10 protein-coding genes and 1 pseudogene are annotated in these 17,507 nt (G+C 69.7%); 3 read left to right on the top strand and 8 right to left on the bottom strand.

Features of this window, described 5'->3' with window-relative positions:
* Nucleotides 1-131: 131 nt before the first annotated feature.
* From ABZX79_RS22705 to ABZX79_RS22695, 3 genes are all read right to left on the bottom strand, one after another.
* Nucleotides 132-1,160: an aspartate-semialdehyde dehydrogenase gene (locus ABZX79_RS22705; protein ID WP_355260498.1), complete on the bottom strand. Its 1,029-nt coding sequence runs from the start codon at nt 1,158-1,160 to the stop codon at nt 132-134.
* 141 nt (nt 1,161-1,301) lie between these two features.
* Nucleotides 1,302-3,416, bottom strand: a complete 2,115-nt coding sequence (locus ABZX79_RS22700; protein WP_355260495.1) for a TerD family protein — start codon at nt 3,414-3,416, stop codon at nt 1,302-1,304.
* 143 nt (nt 3,417-3,559) lie between these two features.
* A complete protein-coding gene (locus tag ABZX79_RS22695) occupies nt 3,560-6,853 on the bottom strand; it encodes a S8 family serine peptidase (RefSeq protein ID WP_355260492.1) in 3,294 nt (1,097 codons plus the stop codon).
* Between the two features lie 203 nt (nt 6,854-7,056).
* Here ABZX79_RS22695 and ABZX79_RS22690 point away from each other — a divergent pair, with 203 nt between their 5' ends.
* Both ABZX79_RS22690 and ABZX79_RS22685 read left to right on the top strand, forming a co-directional pair.
* A complete protein-coding gene (locus ABZX79_RS22690; protein ID WP_355260489.1) occupies nt 7,057-7,515 on the top strand; it encodes an NUDIX hydrolase in 459 nt (152 codons plus the stop codon).
* A 355-nt stretch (nt 7,516-7,870) separates the two neighbouring features.
* Entirely contained in the window at nt 7,871-9,598 is a 1,728-nt protein-coding gene (locus ABZX79_RS22685; protein ID WP_355260486.1) for a TIGR03767 family metallophosphoesterase, read from the top strand.
* Nucleotides 9,599-9,638: 40 nt separating this feature from the next.
* Here ABZX79_RS22685 and ABZX79_RS22680 read toward each other — a convergent pair whose 3' ends face one another.
* Together ABZX79_RS22680 and pepN are read right to left on the bottom strand one after the other, a co-directional pair.
* A complete protein-coding gene (locus ABZX79_RS22680) occupies nt 9,639-10,715 on the bottom strand; it encodes a hypothetical protein (protein ID WP_355260483.1) in 1,077 nt (358 codons plus the stop codon).
* Nucleotides 10,716-10,913: 198 nt separating this feature from the next.
* Entirely contained in the window at nt 10,914-13,568 is a 2,655-nt protein-coding gene (pepN, locus tag ABZX79_RS22675; protein ID WP_355260480.1) for an aminopeptidase N, read from the bottom strand.
* A gap of 158 nt (nt 13,569-13,726) precedes the next feature.
* Between pepN and ABZX79_RS22670 the strand changes: the two genes are divergently transcribed.
* Complete coding sequence (locus ABZX79_RS22670) at nt 13,727-14,374, top strand: DsbA family protein (RefSeq protein WP_355260477.1); 648 nt, start codon at nt 13,727-13,729, stop codon at nt 14,372-14,374.
* Between the two features lie 1,418 nt (nt 14,375-15,792).
* On the opposite strand, the pseudogene ABZX79_RS22665 reads toward ABZX79_RS22670, so the two are convergent.
* From ABZX79_RS22665 to ABZX79_RS22655, 3 genes and pseudogenes are all read right to left on the bottom strand, one after another.
* A pseudogene (locus tag ABZX79_RS22665) lies at nt 15,793-16,405 on the bottom strand (integrase core domain-containing protein); the annotation flags it as partial.
* Nucleotides 16,406-16,411: 6 nt separating this feature from the next.
* The gene (locus tag ABZX79_RS22660; RefSeq protein WP_355260474.1) at nt 16,412-16,573 is read right to left on the bottom strand and encodes a hypothetical protein; all 162 of its coding nucleotides are present in this window, start codon (nt 16,571-16,573) and stop codon (nt 16,412-16,414) included.
* A gap of 13 nt (nt 16,574-16,586) precedes the next feature.
* Nucleotides 16,587-17,450 carry an NAD(P)-dependent oxidoreductase gene (locus ABZX79_RS22655; protein ID WP_355260471.1) on the bottom strand — a complete coding sequence of 288 codons (864 nt, stop codon included), beginning with the start codon at nt 17,448-17,450 and terminating at the stop codon, nt 16,587-16,589.
* Between the last annotated feature and the right edge of the window lie 57 nt (nt 17,451-17,507).

Genomic DNA, 17,507 nt, shown 5'->3' with positions numbered 1-17,507 from the left:
GTTGGGGGGGGGGTGGGCGGTGGGGTTGTTCTGTTGTGGGGGGTTGTGGGTTGGGGGGCGTGCGTGATGGTGGGGGGGGCGGCCCCGGGCTGTCCCCCGCCCCACCGGTCGCAGCGAGAGTACGGAAAAGGTCAGGCCTTGAGCTCGGCCGCGACCAGCTCCGCGATCTGCACGGCGTTGAGCGCCGCGCCCTTGCGGAGGTTGTCGCCGGAGAGGAACAGCGCCAGGCCGTTCTCGGCGGTCTCGTCGCGACGGATACGGCCGACGTACGACACGTCCTGGCCGGCGGCCTGGAGCGGCGTCGGGATCTCGGACAGGGCGACGCCCGGTGCCCCGGCGAGCAGCTCGGTCGCGCGCTCCACGCTCAGCGGACGCTCGAAACGGACGTTGACCTGGAGCGAGTGGCCGGAGAAGACCGGGACGCGTACGCAGGTGCCGGAGACCTTGAGCTCGGGGATCTCCAGGATCTTGCGGGACTCGTTGCGGAGCTTCTGCTCCTCGTCGGTCTCGAAGGAACCGTCGTCCACGATCGAGCCGGCCAGCGGCAGCACGTTGAAGGCGATGGGGCGCTTGTAGACGCCGGGCTCCGGGAAGTCCACGGCGTCGCCGCCGTGGGTGAGCTCGGCGGCGTGGTCGACGACCTTCTTGACCTGACCGTCGAGCTCGGCCACACCGGCCACACCCGAGCCGGAGACGGCCTGGTAGGTGGTGGCGACCATGGCCGTCAGGCCGGCCTCCACGTGCAGCGGCTTGAGGACGGGCATCGCGGCCATCGTGGTGCAGTTCGGGTTGGCGATGATGCCCTTGGGGCGGGTCGCCACCGCGTGCGGGTTGACCTCGGAGACGACCAGCGGTACCTCGGGGTCGCGGCGCCAGGCGGAGGAGTTGTCGATCACGACCGCGCCCTGCGAGGCGACCTTCTCGGCCAGCGCCTTGGAGGTCGTGCCACCGGCGGAGAAGAGGACGATGTCCAGGCCGGTGTAGTCGGCCGTCGACGCGTCCTCGACGGTGATGTCCTTGCCCTGCCACTCGATCGTGGAGCCCGCGGAACGGGCGGAGGCGAAGAGGCGAAGCTCGTCGGCCGGGAACTTTCGCTCGGCCAGGATGGTGCGCATGACTGTGCCGACCTGACCGGTGGCTCCGACGATTCCGACCCTCACGAGGACTCCTTCGTACGTACGAACGTGCTGCTGGGGGCTTGACCTGGTGCTGTCCATAATGCGTATGTCCCGGGCCGCCTTGTCCAATCCATTGTCCGGCCCCTGGACCGGGTGACCGTTGTCACGGCCGTCACATGGCCGTCACCGGGTCTCCAGGCTCCACGCGCCACCCGTCCGGATCTGCAGGAAGCCGCTGGGGAACGTGTGCAGCCCGGGGGCGGTGGTGATGCGCCGCACCGGCTCCAGGCGCTCGTCGAGGGCCCAGACGACGGGCAGGTCCAGGGCGCCCTTGGACTCGTGCGTGAGCATCATCTCGGTTTCGGGTCCGGTGTTGCGTACGACGGCGTATCCCTGGCCCGAGACGGTCTGGCCGACGGCCGGGGCGCTTTCGGCGGCCATCGGCTCGATCTGCCAGCCGGTCGCTCCGGCGGCGGCGACCAGAACGTAACAGTGAGCTGCCCCGCTCATCACCCAGAGCGGGCCGACGACCGGGCGGCGCCTGCCCTGGGTGTCGGCGGAGATCACGGTCTTGCCGTGGGCCTGGACGGTGCGGGCGCAGAGCGGGTGGTCGTCGGACGTGGTGCGGCGGATGCCGAGGAGGGCGGGCGGCCCGTCGTAGCGGAAGACCTCGCTGCCGTTGCTCTGCACCGGGCCGGTGAGCACCGGAACCTGGTCCAGGGGGATCAGCCGCAGGTTCCAGTCGACGGCGTCCGCGATCCGCAGCCGGACCTCGGCCTCGCCCTTGCGGAACAGGAGGGTGCGGCCCTGCTCGCCGTTGTCGTTGCCGCGCAGGAAGCGCTCCTCGTCGTCGTACTCGTCGAGGATCGCGACCTCGTAGCCGAAGAGCGATCCGTCGCTCTGGACCGTGTACTCGAGAACGGCGGGGCGGCCCGGGTTCGGGTTGGTGAGGGTGACCGTGGTCGCGCCGCGGCCCTGGTGGACGCCGGTGGCCCGGGCGGCGGCCGCGTCGAAGACGGGCAGCGCGCGGGGGGTGAGCGACCAGGGGCCGTCGGCCTCGACGGTGATCACCAGGGGGCCGGTCGTGAGGGGAACGGTCTGCCGCAGCCGGCCGGTCTCGTTGACGAGGAGATCGCTGCGGTCACTGAACTTGTCGGCGGTCTCACAGCTGCTTACGCCGAAGTAGCCGCCCTCGTCCTCGTCGCCTGCGAACTCCACGTCGAGGTCGGCCACCGGGCCGTGGTAGACGACGACCTCCGGTCCGAAGCCGCGGATTCCCTCCGTCATGTCCCGGGCGACGGAGAGCGGCTGCACCATCAGGGTCCAGTCGTTGTCCGCCTCGATCTTCAGCCGCAGCGGGCGGTCGGGGCGGTTCTGGATGAGCGCCCGGCCGCGGAAGGTGGTGATGGTGGTGTTGAACACCAGCTCGTCGTCCTTGTTGCGGCGGTCGAGCGTCTCGACGCAGAAGTAGCCGTCCTCCTCGTGCCAGGCCTCGATGATCACCGGGCCGGGGGGAATGGGCGCGTCGACGGTGACGACGTCGTTGCCGTGCCCGCGGCGTACGAAGGTGGGGAACTGGGGGCCGAAGGTGTGGGGCACGCGGTCCTGGACGGGCGCGGAGTGCTGGACGGGCGTGGGCACGGCGTCCTGGATGACGGGTGCGGGCGCGGGTGCGGGTGCGTACGTGGCAGCCGGTGGGGCGGCGGGCACGGGCGCCGGCACCGCGTTCTGGGGCTGGGGCACGGTCTGCGCCTGGGCCTGCGCGGCCTCGCCCCCGTCGACCGCGATGCCGAAGTCGGTCGCGAGTCCGGCCAGCCCGGACGCGTAACCCTGCCCGACCGCACGGAACTTCCAGCCGCCGTCGCGCCGGTAGAACTCGCCGATGACGAACGCGGTCTCGTTCGTCGCGTCGTTCACCGCGTAGAGCGTGACCGGCACTCCGCCGCCGGTGAGGACCTGGACGTACAGCCCGGGTACGGAGCCGAAGACGCCGCCGTCGCAGGAACCGGCTATCAGCACCCGCTGCACCTCGGGTTCGACGCGCGGCAGATCGATCTCCAGCCACTCGGCGAGCCGGCCGTTGGCCTCGTTCGTGCCCAAGTGCCGTGCGGTGCCCGACGGGTGGTGCGGCTGGTTGTAGAAGACCAGGTCCGCGTCGCCGCGCACCTTGCCGTTCGCGTCCAGCAGGAGGGCCGATGCGTCCACGGCCGGAGCCCCGGCGACGTTCTGGCGGCAGACTGCCACGCGGAGAAGTTCGCTGGGCACAGGGGTGTTGGCCCCCTTGATGATGTGCGTCATGGGGAACATGGTGACAGTGAAGATGATGTGAAGTCGATGTGCAGTTCGAATTCTCCGGGGTGGATTTCTCCGGGAACGCGGCAGGGCGGGCGCCTGTGCGGGCGCCCGCCCCTCGTGCGTAACTCACGCTGCTACGAGCAGTGTTACGGCGTGACCTTCTCGATCTGCGCGCTGCCGGAGCCCGCGACCGTGCCGCGCGTGTTCACCAGCTGCACCTGGCCGAAGAAGCGCCGGCCCTCGGGGGCCGCTCCGGCCACCACAACCTCGGCCTTGACCTGCGCCGAAGCGCCGTTGGCCAGCTGCACGACCTGCGTGTCGTCGACCTTGACCTGGCCGAGCGACGGCGCGAAGTACACGTCGCGGTAGTTGTACTCGGTGCCGGCGGCGCCGACCGCGTAACCGTCCACCTCGATGGTGTACGTACCGGCTGCGGGCTTGATGAGGCTGACCGCCTCCTCCGAGTCGCCGTCCGCGGCCTGGCCGACGACCGCGGCGCCCCGCTTGACCGTCAGGTCGAGGTCGGCGGTCGCGTCGGAGACCCCGCCGATGGCGACGTCGAAGCGCTCGACGCCCTCACCGATGGTGACCGTGGTGGTCTGCGTCTCGCCCTGCTTGATGCTCGGGCGCGCGTCCTTCGAGGAGCCGAGCGAGCCGCCCTTCAGCTTGCCGTCCATCGCGGCGAAGCCGTTGGTGACCTTCCACTCGACCGGGGCCGGCGTACCGACCTTGGCCTCGGGAATGGTCTGCACGGCCGGGTCGAAGGCGGCGCCGAGCACCGAGACGTCCAGCTTGTACGGGTTGTCGAGCAGCGGCGACGTACGGCGCGACTCGATCTCGACCTCCCAGACGCCGGCCTGCGGGTTCGCGTACGAACGCAGGTCCGGGCGGCAGGTGTTGGCCGGGTTGGTGTAGTTCGGGTAGCAGACGATCGACGACGTGGAGTCGACCGGGACGCCGTACGGGTGGATCGCGATGAACCGGGTCTGACTGTCCTTGCCCAGACCGCCGAGCGCGACCTCGAGGGACTTCGCGCCCTTGGGGACGTTGATGAAGTACGACTTGCTGCTGTTGCGCTGCACGGAGGCGGTGTCCGAGAAGGTGTACGAGGGCTTCACCAGGTCCTTGGACACGACCACGGTCGCGAGGATCTGCTTGTCGATGCCCTCGGTGTCCTCGTCGTCCACTTCGAGGGCGGCGCTGTGCACACCGGCGGAGCCGGGCTTGGCCTGCACCTTGACGGTGACCGGCTTGTTCAGCGGCAGGTCGACGTCGCCGTCACCGAGGAGACGGAACGTGCCGTCGTTGTACTTCCAGTCCAGCTCGTGCTCGATCGCGCGGTCCGGGCCGCTCGTACGCGTGATGGTCACGTCGTACGTCTTCTTCTGCCCGGCCTTCAGGCCGCCCTCACGGTCGTAGACACCGGAGCCGAAGCCCGGCGTCTTGAGGTTCTGGTCGAGCGCGGTGTCGACCGGCGCCTTCACGGCGTAGTCGTGGGCGGTCGCGCCGTCCTCGATCGCGTCCCAGGCGTCGACGACGTTGATCAGGCCGGAGCCCTGCTCGTGCGCCTGCGTGCCGCTGATCTTGTCGGCGGCGCTGGTCAGCGCGGTGCGCAGCTCGACCGGCGTGAGGTCGATCTTCTCCTGCTTGGCGGCCGAGAGCAGCAGCGCGCTGGCGCCCGCCGCCTGCGGCGAGGCCATCGACGTACCCTGCAGCATCGAGTAGCCGGCCGGGAGCTTGTAGCCGGCCTCCGCGACCGGGCCGCCGGGCGACCAGGTCTGGGTGGTGTTGATGGACGAGCCGGGCGCGGAGATGGTCGGCGTGAAGCCGCCGTCCTCGCGCGGGCCGCGGGAGGAGAACGGCATCATGGCGTACCGCTTCTCCACGACCGAGCCGTAGTTGGCGGCCCAGGTCTCCTTGGAGATGGACGCGCCGACCGAGACGACCTTGTCGGCGAGGGACGGGTCACCGATGGTGTTGGTGCCGGGGCCGCTGTTGCCGGCCGAGACGACCAGCTGCACGCCGTACGTGTCGATGAGGCGCGTGTAGAGCTGGGCGCGCGCGTTGTTGCCGTCGTTCAGCGCGGGCAGGCCGCCGATCGACATGTTGACGATGTCGACACCGCGCTTGGTGACGAGGTCGATCATGCCCTCGGTGAGTGCGACGTTGGTGCAGCCGCCGCTCCAGGTGCAGGCGCGCGAGGAGACCAGCTTGGCGCCGGGGGCGGCGCCGTTCATGCGGCCGCCGAAGAGGCTGTTGGCGGCGGTGATGCCGGCGACGTGCGTGCCGTGCGAGCCCTCGATGACGCCGATGTTGACGAAGTCGGACTTGGCGCCGGCCGCGTTGTGGACGACGTCCTTGCGGACCTCGGCGACGAACGGGATCTGCTCGACGACCTCGGTGGCCGGGTCGTCCTTGCCGAAGTACCGGACCTGGTGCTTGTCCTTGTACGGCTTCATCGCCTCTTCGTCGCCGAAGTCGGCGTCGTCGTCGAGGTCGACGCGGATCGTGCCGGAGGCGGCGTCGTAGAGCACGCCCCACACGTCGGTGGTGTCACCGTCGCGGTTGAGGTCGCCGTTCATGTCGCCACCCTTGGTGGCGGCTTCGGCGAAGTTCCGGAACATGTACGACCCGGCGGGGGCCGAGTACGTACGGCTGCCGGAGGTGAACGTCGGGCCGGTCACGGCGCCGTCCATCCGCAGCCAGGTGCCGTCACCGTCCGCGACCGGGTCGGTGGCCGTCACCCAGTCGACGATCTTGCGCTCGCCGGTGGTGGTCTTCTGGAGCGCCGGGTGACCGACGTCGACACCCGAGTCGAGGATGCCGATGGTGACCCCGCGGCCGTCGGCCTTGGGGTTGTCCTTCACGAACTCCACGGCGCCGGTCTCGTGGGAGGGGTTGTACGGGTTCTTCGCGGGCGTCTGCTTGCCGGGGCCGGAGTAGGTCCCGGTTGTGGCGGTTTCCGCAGCCTTGCTCCGGTCGCCCGCCGGCGTCGGGTCGTCCAGCAGGATCTCCTGCTTGAGGTCGATGCCGTGGACGGAGGAGAGCTTCGTGGCGGCCTTGATGGCCGCGTCCGCCTTGCCGGTGGGCAGGGTGGCCCGTACGTATCCGAGCTTGTCGTCCGTACGGCCGACCAGGCCGCCCTGCACGGAGCCGAGCTGCTGCGCGACCTGCTCGGTGGCGCCGGGCGCGGTGGCGACCATCAGCGTGACACTCTTCGCGCCGTCGGCCTCGGCCTCCGCGAGCAGCTGCGCGTCGGCGGAACCGAGCTTCGCGGCGGCGGACTTGGGCGCGGGCGCCGTGGCCCGGGCGTCGTCGGGGCCGGCCGCCAGGGCGGGCACCGGTGCGGTCGCACACAGCGCGGCGACCAGACCGGCGGCGAGCGCTATGCGGGCCGCGGGTCTGGCCCCGGGTATGGAGCCGGATGATTCGAGGGTCATGGGCTTCCCTGTATGTGAAAGAAGGAGTCCGGAATACGGTGCCGGATGACCGCTCAGCCTTGCCTAAGTGATGGTTGTTTGGGGAGAGTTGCCGGGGGCGGAATGCGGTCGTGGCACACATCCGCCACTGCGCGGTATGCGCCACTGGGCTCAAATCCCCAGATACCGGACAGCTTGTCGGTGTCACCCCGTAACCTCAGCCAATGAACCGAGAGCTGAGGGTGGCGGCCTACGCCGTGTGCGTGCGGGAGGGACGGGTGCTCCTGGCCCGCTGGGTTGCGCCCGACGGCGCGAAGCGGTGGACGCTGCCGGGTGGGGGCATGGACCACGGCGAGGATCCGTACGACACGGTGATCCGCGAGGTGGAGGAGGAGACGGGCTACGCCGTCGAACCGGTCCGGCTGCTGGGCGTGGACTCCATCACCCGCCGCTACCCGCGCAGGCTCGGCACGTTCGCCGACTTCCAGGGCCTGCGGGTGGTGTACGAGGGCCACATCACCGGCGGCGAACTCCGCCACGAGACCACCGGCTCGACGGACTTGGCGGCCTGGCACCCTCTGGAGGCCGTGCCCCGCCTCGACCACGTCGAGCTGGTCGATACGGGAATGGAACTGTGGCGGACAAGGCCGGCGGTGGGGCGGGTGGCGCTGCCGGGGCGGTGAGGGTGAACGGTTGCCGCTACGCGGCAGTATTCAGCCCCTCCGGCATTTGAGGAGCGGGGTCTGGGGCAGCGCCCCCACGCGGCGGAGCCGCAAAGTGTCACAGCGGGATGGGGCGGGTAGGGGAACAGCGCCGCAGGCACCCGCACTGCCCCGCGGCCCCCCGCACCCTGCCCGCACGCCCCCGCGGCCCCAGCGGTGATCCCTGTTCGGTGATCGGCGTTGCGCGTTGCGGAGCCGTTAACGCGCAGGCCATCCCCGGTGTCAACGATCCAATGGGGCAAGGGGTTCCACTGGCTCCCACCAGTGGTCCGCCCTCTGCCCGGCCGATGCGATCGCACCCCGGGGAGACCGCACCATGTCACGCCTACGTTCCGCAGCCGAAGCCGCCCTCGACCGCCGTTCGTTCCTCGCCGCGACCGGAGCGGTCGGCATCTCCGCCGGCATCGGGCTCGCGCTCCGCCCGGAGCACGGTGCCCAGGCAACACCCCCTACCGTCGCCCCGGCGTCGGCTCCCAACCCCACCCCCGCCCGGGCCCCCGTCGCCGTCCCACCCTGGACGGCCACGACCCTCCGCACGGTCGCCACCCCGCGCGGCTCCGCCTCCGGCTACCGGCGGCTCACAACGGGCCCCGGCTGGCAGCGCGTCGTACGCACCCAGCTCACCGCCGCCCGCTCGGGCCGCGTCGAGCGACGTACGCCGCTCGCGTCCTTCGTACAGCTCACCGACCTCCACCTCACCGACGTACAGCACCCGGTCCGCACCGAATACCTGCGCGCCCAGGCGCCCAGCGCCTGGCGCCCCCAGGAAGCCCTGACAGTCCACGGCGCGATCTCGCTCGTCGAGCGCGTCAACGCACTCCGCGGCGGCCCCGTCACCGGCACGGACCTAGGCTTCGTCATGACGACCGGTGACAACACGGACAACAACAACAAGGCCGAACTCGACTGGTTCCTGCGCACCATGAGCGGCGGCCGCATCACCCCCAACACCGGCGACCCGACCCGCTACGAAGGCGTCCAGGACTCCGGCCTGCCCCTGTACTGGCACCCGGACGCGGTGCTGGGCGACGCCGACAAGAAGCGCGGCTTCCCGCGCCTGGAGGGCTACCTCGCGGCAGCACTACGCCCGGTGAACAGCCCCGGCCTGCGCATCCCCTGGTACTCCACCGTCGGCAACCACGACGACCTGCCCAGCGGCTGCTTCGCCAACGCCGCCGCCAACGGCTCCGGCGCCAACGGCTCCGGCTTCCTCGCCGATTTCGCCGTAGGCGGCCGCAAGCTGATGTCCCTCCCGGTGGCCGACGCGAGCGCGCTCGAAGCCGTACTCAGAAAGGGAAACGACCCGAGCGGAAGCTACTTCACCGACCTCCTGCGCCGCGAGACCCGCCGCATGCGCTCCATCACGCCCGACCCGGCCCGCGCCCCCTTCACCCCGCGCGAGTACGTCGAGGCGCACCTGGACCCGGCGTACGCCGGCGCGGGCCCGGCCGGCCACGGCTACACCCGCGAGAACGCCGACACAGGCGACCTCCACTACTCCTTCCGCATCTCCGACGACGTACTCGGCATCAGCCTCGACACCACCGACCGGGGCGGCCACTTCGCGGGCTCGATCGGCAAGGCACAACTGGACTGGCTGAGGCGCACTCTGCTCACCCACCAGGACGATCACGTCATCGTCTTCAGCCACCACAACAGCTGGACGTTCGACGACGGCGGCGGCGACAAACTCATCGCCCTCCTCCAGCAGCACCGCAACGTCATCGCCTGGATCAACGGACACAGCCACCGCAACGAAATCCTCGCGCACGGCACCTTCTGGGAGATCTCCACGGCTTCGCACGTCGAGTTCCCCCAACTGGCCCGGATCATCGAACTGACCGACAACCACGACGGCACGCTCTCCCTCTTCACCACGCTGATCGAGTCCGCCGCCCCCCACCACACGGACTACACCGACCTCTCCCAGACGGGCCTGGCGGCGCTCTACCGCGAACTGTCCCTCAACGCGCCGGGCGCCCGGCAGACCCTGGCGGGCCCGGCGGACGCCCGGAACACGGAGCTCCTGCTGAAGAAGCGCTGAGCCTGCTGAGCCCGCTGTGCCTGCTGAGCCTGCTGCGCCGCTAGCGTGGCAGAACCACCACATAAGCGGGCGGCTCCCGATCGCTCGACGCCATGAGAGCGGTCCGTACGACCGTCGCCTGCTGCTCCACCGCTTCCCGCAGCTTCTTCGGCGTGATGTGTACGACGGTGATGCCGAGCCGCTCCAGGTGTTCGCGCTTACGGGCGTACGCCGACCATTCCCCAAGCTCTCGGCTTCGCTCGAGCAGGGGAGACCCCATTGCGTCCTCGTCCTGCCGGGGCGCCCGGGTGTCCAGCTCCACGGCCACGGCCTGGTCGGGCCAGTAGATGTCGACGCCGCCGAGGTGGGGCCCGCCGGGCAGCCGCAGATCGACGTTCCAGAGCGGGTCCGGCAGGCCGTGATCCCGGACCATCGCATACAGCCGGTCCTCGGCGATGGCCCGCCCCTCGGCGAGCAGCGAGTCGACGGCGTCGATGACGTGCGGCCGCGAGAGCAGCCGCGCGAGCGTCAACTCCTTCACGACCGCCGACGGTTCGCAGTGGGAGCCGCGTACGGCCTCGGTGAGCAGCCGGCGTACGGCATCGGCGTCACTCAGCTGCGCGACGGCGTCGGCGAGGGCGCGGGCGACGGGGGCGACGGGCAGGCCGCCGATGTGCTGGACCGGGGGCAGCGCATGAACCCGGACCAGCCGCGCGCAGCCGGTGGACCGCAGCCGCCGCGTGCGCGGCACGAGGACGTCGATCCGGTCGAGGGAGAGCAGCGGGGGAGCGGAGGAGAAGCGGTGCAGGGCGAGGGCGGCGAGCCCGGTGACCATGACGTCACCGTACGAGCCTGCCTCGCCCTCCCCCCTGGCCTGCGCCGGCACCACGCGCTCCACGGTCGGCCGCCCCGCGTACAGCAGGGCGGCGTGCAGCCGCTCCTCGCTGGTGGGCGGCCCGGGGTGCAGGACAAAGACACCGGGCAGGATCTGCTGCCAAGGCCCACCGGGGCGGCACTGCGCGGCGGTCTGGGCGGTGGACACGCCGTGCGCCCGCAGCTGGGCGGCGGACAGCACGCGCCGCTGGGCGTCGGAGAGGTGGCTGAGGGGGCGGGGGGAGACGGGGGTGTTGTGGTTCATGTCCCGGGGTTTCCCGCCCACCCCCTGCCGCCTAACCGCTGTTACGCACCTGTCGACAATCCGGGACAACCCCGCACTAAAGTACGGCCGTTCGACTGCCGAAACCCCACCCGCCGAAAAGCGCCGCAGGCACCCGTAGCCGCACCGACTTCCGCACCCCCAGCGGCATCACCCCCAGCGCCGTCACCCCCAGCGCCGTCACACCCCCGCAGCCCGGTCGCACGCCTGCCCCCGCAGCCCCCGCGCCAAGTCGTCCCGCGCCTCCAGCACCAGCCGCCGCAGCGCCGGCGCCGCGTCCGCGTGGCCGGCCAGCCACGCGTCCGTCGCGTCGAGCGTGCCCTGGTCGTCCTGGAGCCCCGGGAACAGCCCCGACACCACATCCATCCCGATCTGAATGGACCGCTCGGCCCACACCCGCTCAATCGCGGCGAAGTACTTCTGTGCGTACGGAGCGATCAACTCCCGCTGCCCCGGCTGCACAAACCCGTCGATCGTGGCCACGACGAGCGCGTTCGACAGCGTGTCGGACTCCACGACCGCCGCCCATGCCTGCGCCTTGACGGCGGCCGAAGGGCGCGACGCCAGGCACCGCACCTGGTGCCGCTTGCCCGAAGCGGTGTCGTCCCGCGCCAGCTCCGCGTTGATCGCCTTCTCGTCCGCCACACCGTGCGAAGCGAGCGGCCCGAGGAAGGCCCAGCGCAGCTCCTGGTCCACGTCGAGCCCGTCGATCTTGGCCGTACCCTCCAGCAGCCCCTGGAGCAACTGGAAGTCGGTGTCCCGGCAAGCCGTAGCCGCGAAGAACCGCGCCCACGTCAGCTGGTGCTCGCTGCCCGGCTCGGCGATCCGCAGCTCCCGCAGCGCGCCCTCCGCCAGCGAACGCCCGCCCTGCTCACGCCACTCGGGCGCCGCGTAGTACGTCAGCGCGGACCGCGTCCACGCGTGCAGCATCTGGAGTACGCCGATGTCCGTCTCGCGTCCGGCGAACTTCAGCACCAGGTCCACGAAATCCCGCGCCGGCATCAGCGCGTCCCGCGTAAGGTTCCACATCGCCGACCAGCACAGCGCCCGCGCCAGCGGGTCACTGACATCACCGAGGTGAGCACGCAGGGTCCCCAGCGACTCCGCATCGAAGCGGATCTTGCAGTACGTCAGGTCGTCGTCGTTGACGAGCACCAGATCCGGCTTCTCGCTGCCCGCGAGCTCCGCCACGACCGTACGCGGCCCGGCGACATCCACCTCGGCCCGCGCGTACCGCACCAGCGCACCGCCGACTCCCTCTCGCCGGTACAGCCCGACAGCCACCCGGTGAGGCCGCAGCTCAGGATGGGACGCGGCGCTCTCCTGGAACACCGCCAGCTCGGTGATCCGCCCGGCCGAGTCGTACAACACCTGGGGAGTGAGCGAGTTGACCCCAGCGGTCTGCAACCACGCCCGTGACCAGGACGCCAGATCCCGCCCCGAGGTCTCCTCCAGCACGACCAGCAGGTCCTCGAGCCGGGTGTTCCCGTAGGCGTGACGCTTGAAGTAGCGTCGGGCGCCCTCCATGAAGGCGTCCTTCCCGACGTACGCGACGAGCTGCTTGAGTACGGACGCACCCTTGGCGTACGTAATCCCGTCGAAGTTGAGCTTCGCGTCCTCCAGGTCACGGATGTCGGCCGTGATCGGGTGCGTAGAGGGCAGCTGATCGGCGCGGTAGGCCCACGCCTTGCGGTTGTTGGCGAAGGTGATCCATCCGTTGGTGAAGCGAGTGGCCTCCACCATCGAGTACGACCCCATGAAGTCGGCGAAGGACTCCTTCAGCCACAGGTCGTCCCACCACTGCATGGTGACCAGATCGCCGAACCACATGTGCGCCATCTCGTGGAGAATGACGTTCGCCCGCCGCTCGTACGACGCCTGCGTGACCTTCCCCCGGAAGATGTACTCCTCGCGGAAGGTGACGCAGCCAGGGTTCTCCATGGCGCCGATGTTGTACTCCGGCACGAAGGCCTGGTCGTACTTCCCGAAGGGGTAGGGGAAGTCGAAGTTGTCGTGGAAGAAGTCGAGCCCCTGCTTGGTGACGGTGAAAATGTCATCCGCGTCGAAGTGCCGGGCAAGCCCCTTGCGGCACATCGCGCCAAGCGGGATTTCGAGCTCCGTACCGTCGCTGAACGTCCGCCGGTACAGATCGCTCTCGTAGTGGTACGGACCGGCGACGAAGGCGGTGATGTACGTCGAGATCGGCTTGGTCGCGCCGAACCGCCAAACCCCTGCACCTGCACCTGCACCTGCAGCGGTCACCTCGCCGACCCCGTTGCTCCACACGGTCCACCCGTCGGGAGCGGTCACCTCGAACCGGAACGGTGCCTTGAGGTCCGGCTGTTCGAAGTTGGCGAAGACGCGGCGCGCGTCGGCCGGCTCGTACTGCGTATACACATACACCTCGCCGTCCTCGGGATCGACGAAGCGGTGCATGCCTTCGCCGGTACGGCTGTACGCACACTGCGCGTCCACGACCAGGACGTTGTCGTCCCGCAGCCCGGCGAGCGCGATCCGCTTGCCGTCGAAGACGGCGGCCGGGTCCAGCGCTTCGCCGTTGAGTGTGACGGCGGTCACGGAGGGCGCCAGCAGATCGGCGAAGCTGTCGGCACCGGGCCGCGCGCACCGGAAACGGATGGTGGTCAAGGAGCGGAACGTACGAGGCCCGTCCCCGCCGTCCGCACCGTCCGCACCGTCCCCACCCTCTGTACTGTCCCTCCCATCCCGGGTCTCCCCGACCGCCGATCGCAGGTCGAGGGCTACTTCGTACCCCTCGACGGACAGCAGTTCGGCCCGCGCGCGGGCCTCGTCGCGGGACAGATTCTCACCGGGCACGGGCACTCCTTCGTGTCTCGTTCGAACCTCCCGATCCTCGCACGCGGCGCTGGGGTGGGGAGCGTGGGAATGCCTCCGGGGGCCGGTGGCGTTGCCACCGTCAGGTTGCGACCGCGCTGTTGACGCCATTGACGCCATTGACGCTATTGAGGAGAGACATGTCCGAGAGCTCAGAGAACGGCAAGACCGCGGCGGATTTCTGGTTCGACCCGCTGTGTCCGTGGGCCTGGATGACGTCCCGCTGGATGCTGGAGGTCCAGAAGGTCCGTAATGTCGAGGTTCGCTGGCATGTCATGAGCCTTGCCGTACTGAACGAGGAGAAGCTCGACGAGCTGCCGGAGCAGTACCGCGAACTGCTCGGCCCCAAGGGCTGGCGCCCGGTGCGTGTGGTGACGGCGGCACAGCAGCTGCACGGCGACGAGGCCGTCGGCAAGCTGTACACGGCGCTCGGTACGCGCTTCCACAACAAGGGTGAGGGCTCGACCCTGGAGGCGATAGCAGGCGCGCTCGAGGACGCGGGTCTTCCGGCTGACTTGATCGAGTACGCCGACAAGGAGACGTACGACGCCGAGGTGCGGGCGTCGCACAAGGCGGGCATCGACAAGGTCGGCCAGGAGGTGGGTACTCCGGTGATCTCCGTCCCGGGCGCGAACGGCGAGGAGATCGCCTTCTTCGGCCCGGTGGTCACCCCGGCACCGAAGGGCGAAGAGGCGGCACGCCTGTGGGACGGCACGCTGATGGTGGCGTCGATCCCCGGCTTCTACGAAATCAAGCGCACGCGCACGCAGGGCCCGATCTTCGACTGAGGGGGGCGGGGGCGGGGCGGAGGCGGGGACGGGGACGGCCGGGAAACCAAGGCTTGCTTCTGGGGGGCGGGCCGTCCCGAGCGCTCGAGTGTCGGTGGGCCGTGACGGCGCGTCAAGGGCGCTCCCTGCGGTCGCGTCGCTGCGCGATGTGCCTTCGGCCCACCCTTGACCCGCCGCCCCGGCCCACCGCTAACGCTTATACGGGGACGGCCCAAAGAAAAACGCCCTGCACGGGGGCTGGGGGAGTGGCGGAGGTCGGTTCGGTGGCCGTCGGCCGAGTGAGTGGGGCGCGCGACGTCTATGGGGCGGCTGGGCCCCAGCCTCAGCGACTGCGGCGACGGCCGTTGGCGCGCCATCCCCATTCCCACGCACACGAGCACCCAAGCCGGTGGACGGCCGACCTACCGGGTCGACCTGCGAACTGATGACTGCGCGGGTGGGGCGCATGAGTTGAATGGGGTGACTCGGGTGGGTGTGGCGTCCGTCCCGTCCGGTGGTCGGTTGGGCCGCAAGCACGTGGCTGGTGTGGGTGTGTAGAGGGGCGTCCAGTGGCAGGCAGTCCTGCCGACGGTCCGGCCGGGACGAGCGACGGGGCTCGCGGACCGGCTCGACACTCTCGCCCTCGACTTCGAACGAAACGAACCCACGAGAAGACGAACCCGCTCGTCCCTTTTATGCCGCTTTAATCTCACTTGGGTGATCGCAAACTGCATCGCAGGCCGGTTTCGGTGCACGTCGACATCCGGTCGGGTCGTCGCAGGCAGTGCGTGCGGGCAGAAGGCGGGCCGGCGGCTCGGGTCGACACCGAGGTCTCGATTCCGCTCCGGCTGGATGAGGTGAATCGGGCAGGCGCGGCGGACCTGGACGCCGCTACGGTTGGCGAGAAGTCGCCGCTGAGGGGGCGGTCGCTCCGACAACCCCGTTCAGGCGTCGGAATGCGACGAACCCATCACTTGATGAATCCCGGCCCCCCTGGGGCCCCATCCGTCCCATCCGTATCACTTCAAACCAGCGCGCGAGCGGTTAGTCCCAAGGCCCGAGGACTCGGTGTGGCTTGCGGCGGCCGACCATCCAGCGGGGAGGTCGGCTCCGTGGGGCTGGAGGGGACGGTCGAGATGAAAATCCCGCCGCAGTCACTCCGGCCAAGTAGCGTGCTCGCTCTCACCGTTGGCGGGGACTTGCCGCCCGCCGCCCCAACGGTCTGGTTCGGAGCGTGGAACGCGACGAACCCGGCACTTGATGAGCCTCAACGGCCCTCTGGCCCCTCCAGCCACAGCCGTATCGCTTCCAGCCATCACGGGAGCGATACGACCCACGTGTCTGGTGAGGATTGCGGTGGTTCGGCGGGCTCGTGTCGGCCGCCACACCCAGAGCACCGAACGCCACGAACCCCACACTTGACGAGGCACAACGCCCCTCTAGCTGTGAGGGGCCAAGACGTTGGTGACGCCGCCGCGTAGTCGTGTGGCGGGTGGCCGGTTCCTTATGGCGGTGTGGGGGCGGTGGTAGTTGTAGTGGATGTTCCAGACGTGGAGCGCGTCGGAACGTTGATTCTCTGACAACCAGGTCCTGGCGTAGAGGAACTCTTCTGCGAGGATCCGGTTGTAGCGCTCGACCTTCCGTTGTGACGGGGTGTGTACGGCGTGATTCGCCGATGCCTGGCCCCGTGCAGGGCGCGCGTGATCGCTGTCGCGTCCGTGGACCCGCCAGCCTCCGCCGTCGGGGATGCGGCCGGACTTCTTCATGTCGACGTGGATCATGTGGCCCGGTCGACAGGCGATGATCTGTCGAGGTTCCCGGTTCGAGTCTCCGTTGGGGTCGATGAAGCGACGCCGATTCAGCCCGAGCTCGGCGAGGTGCCGGCTGACCGTGCGTCGGCTGACCACGGTGCCGGTCCGAGACAGCTCGAACGCGATCTGCGCAAGCTGACCACTTGTGCCTGCGCCGGAGATCCTCTATCTGTGCCACCACATCGTCAGGTGTTGCGGTCGGCTGGTGGTGCGGAGTCGAGGAGCGGTCAAGGAGGCCGAGGTGGGTTCAGCAGTTGGCTTGCAGGCCGAGCGCGACAAGCACGCCGAGCAGAGTGAGCGCGGAGAAGGTGAGGCCGGCGAGGAGCCCACCCGCGAGGAGCATGAGCGGCACCGAGAGAACGCGAAGAGCTGTCTCCTGGCGCGATCGCCAGGCCGCGTTCACGGTCATTGGCCGTCGGTAGTCACCGCGGTTGCTGTTCCGCGATGACCGCCCAGTCGTCCGCCCCGCGACCGTCGGCGATGGCCTGATCGAAGACAGCCCGCAGCAGCTGACCGATCGGGAGCGGAATGTTGTGGTCGATCGCCGCATCGAGCGCGAGGTGGAGGTCTTTGCGGCCCAGGACTGTGGTGAAGCCGGCCGGAAGGTAGCGCCGTTCGGCAATCATTGACCCGTAGCCTGCGTAGACGGCACCCGGGAAGAGTGTCGAGGTCAGCAGATCGACGAACTGCCCAGAGTCGACACCGGCGCCTTCCGCGAGGCTGACGGCCTCGCCCAGTGACTGAATCGCGCAGGCGATCAGGTAGTTCCCGAGGATCTTCACGATGTTGGCCTGCTCCGGACGGTCGCCGAGTCGCCACGTCCGCGAGCCGATCACATCGAAGAACGGCTGCACGCGGTCAATCAGCCCGTCCTCACCGGCCGCAAGGACGTTGAGTGCCCCCGCTTCGGCGACCGGGACACGGCCGAAGACCGGTGCCGCGACGTACCCGACACCGGACTCGGCGTGCGCTGCGCCGACCCGGCGAGCCAGGCCGGCACTCACCGTGGCGAGGTTGACGTGAACAGTTCCGGCCGGGATCTGAGAGAGGACACCGGAGTCGATGAACGTCTCGGCGACGGCCCGGTCATCGGACAGGACCGAGAAGACCACCGGCGAGTGCATGGCCTCTGCGACTGAGGCGGCACGACGGGCACCCGCTGCAACGAGTTGCTCCGCATGTGCGTCGGAGCGGTTCCACACCACGACGTCGTGGCCGGCCTTCAAGAGGTTGTGCGCGATGGGTCTCCCCATCGCTCCCAGACCGATGACCGCGATGCTGCTCATGCAGAGCACGCCCCTTCCATTGAACCGTCTAAGACGGTTCAATGGAACCATGAAGTT

Source organism: Streptomyces sp. NPDC002994, from assembly GCF_040611155.1.
Classification (GTDB): Bacteria; Actinomycetota; Actinomycetes; order Streptomycetales; family Streptomycetaceae; genus Streptomyces.
The sequence above is the reverse complement of the archived record's forward strand: the minus strand, read 5'-3'. Positions and strand labels throughout refer to the sequence as shown.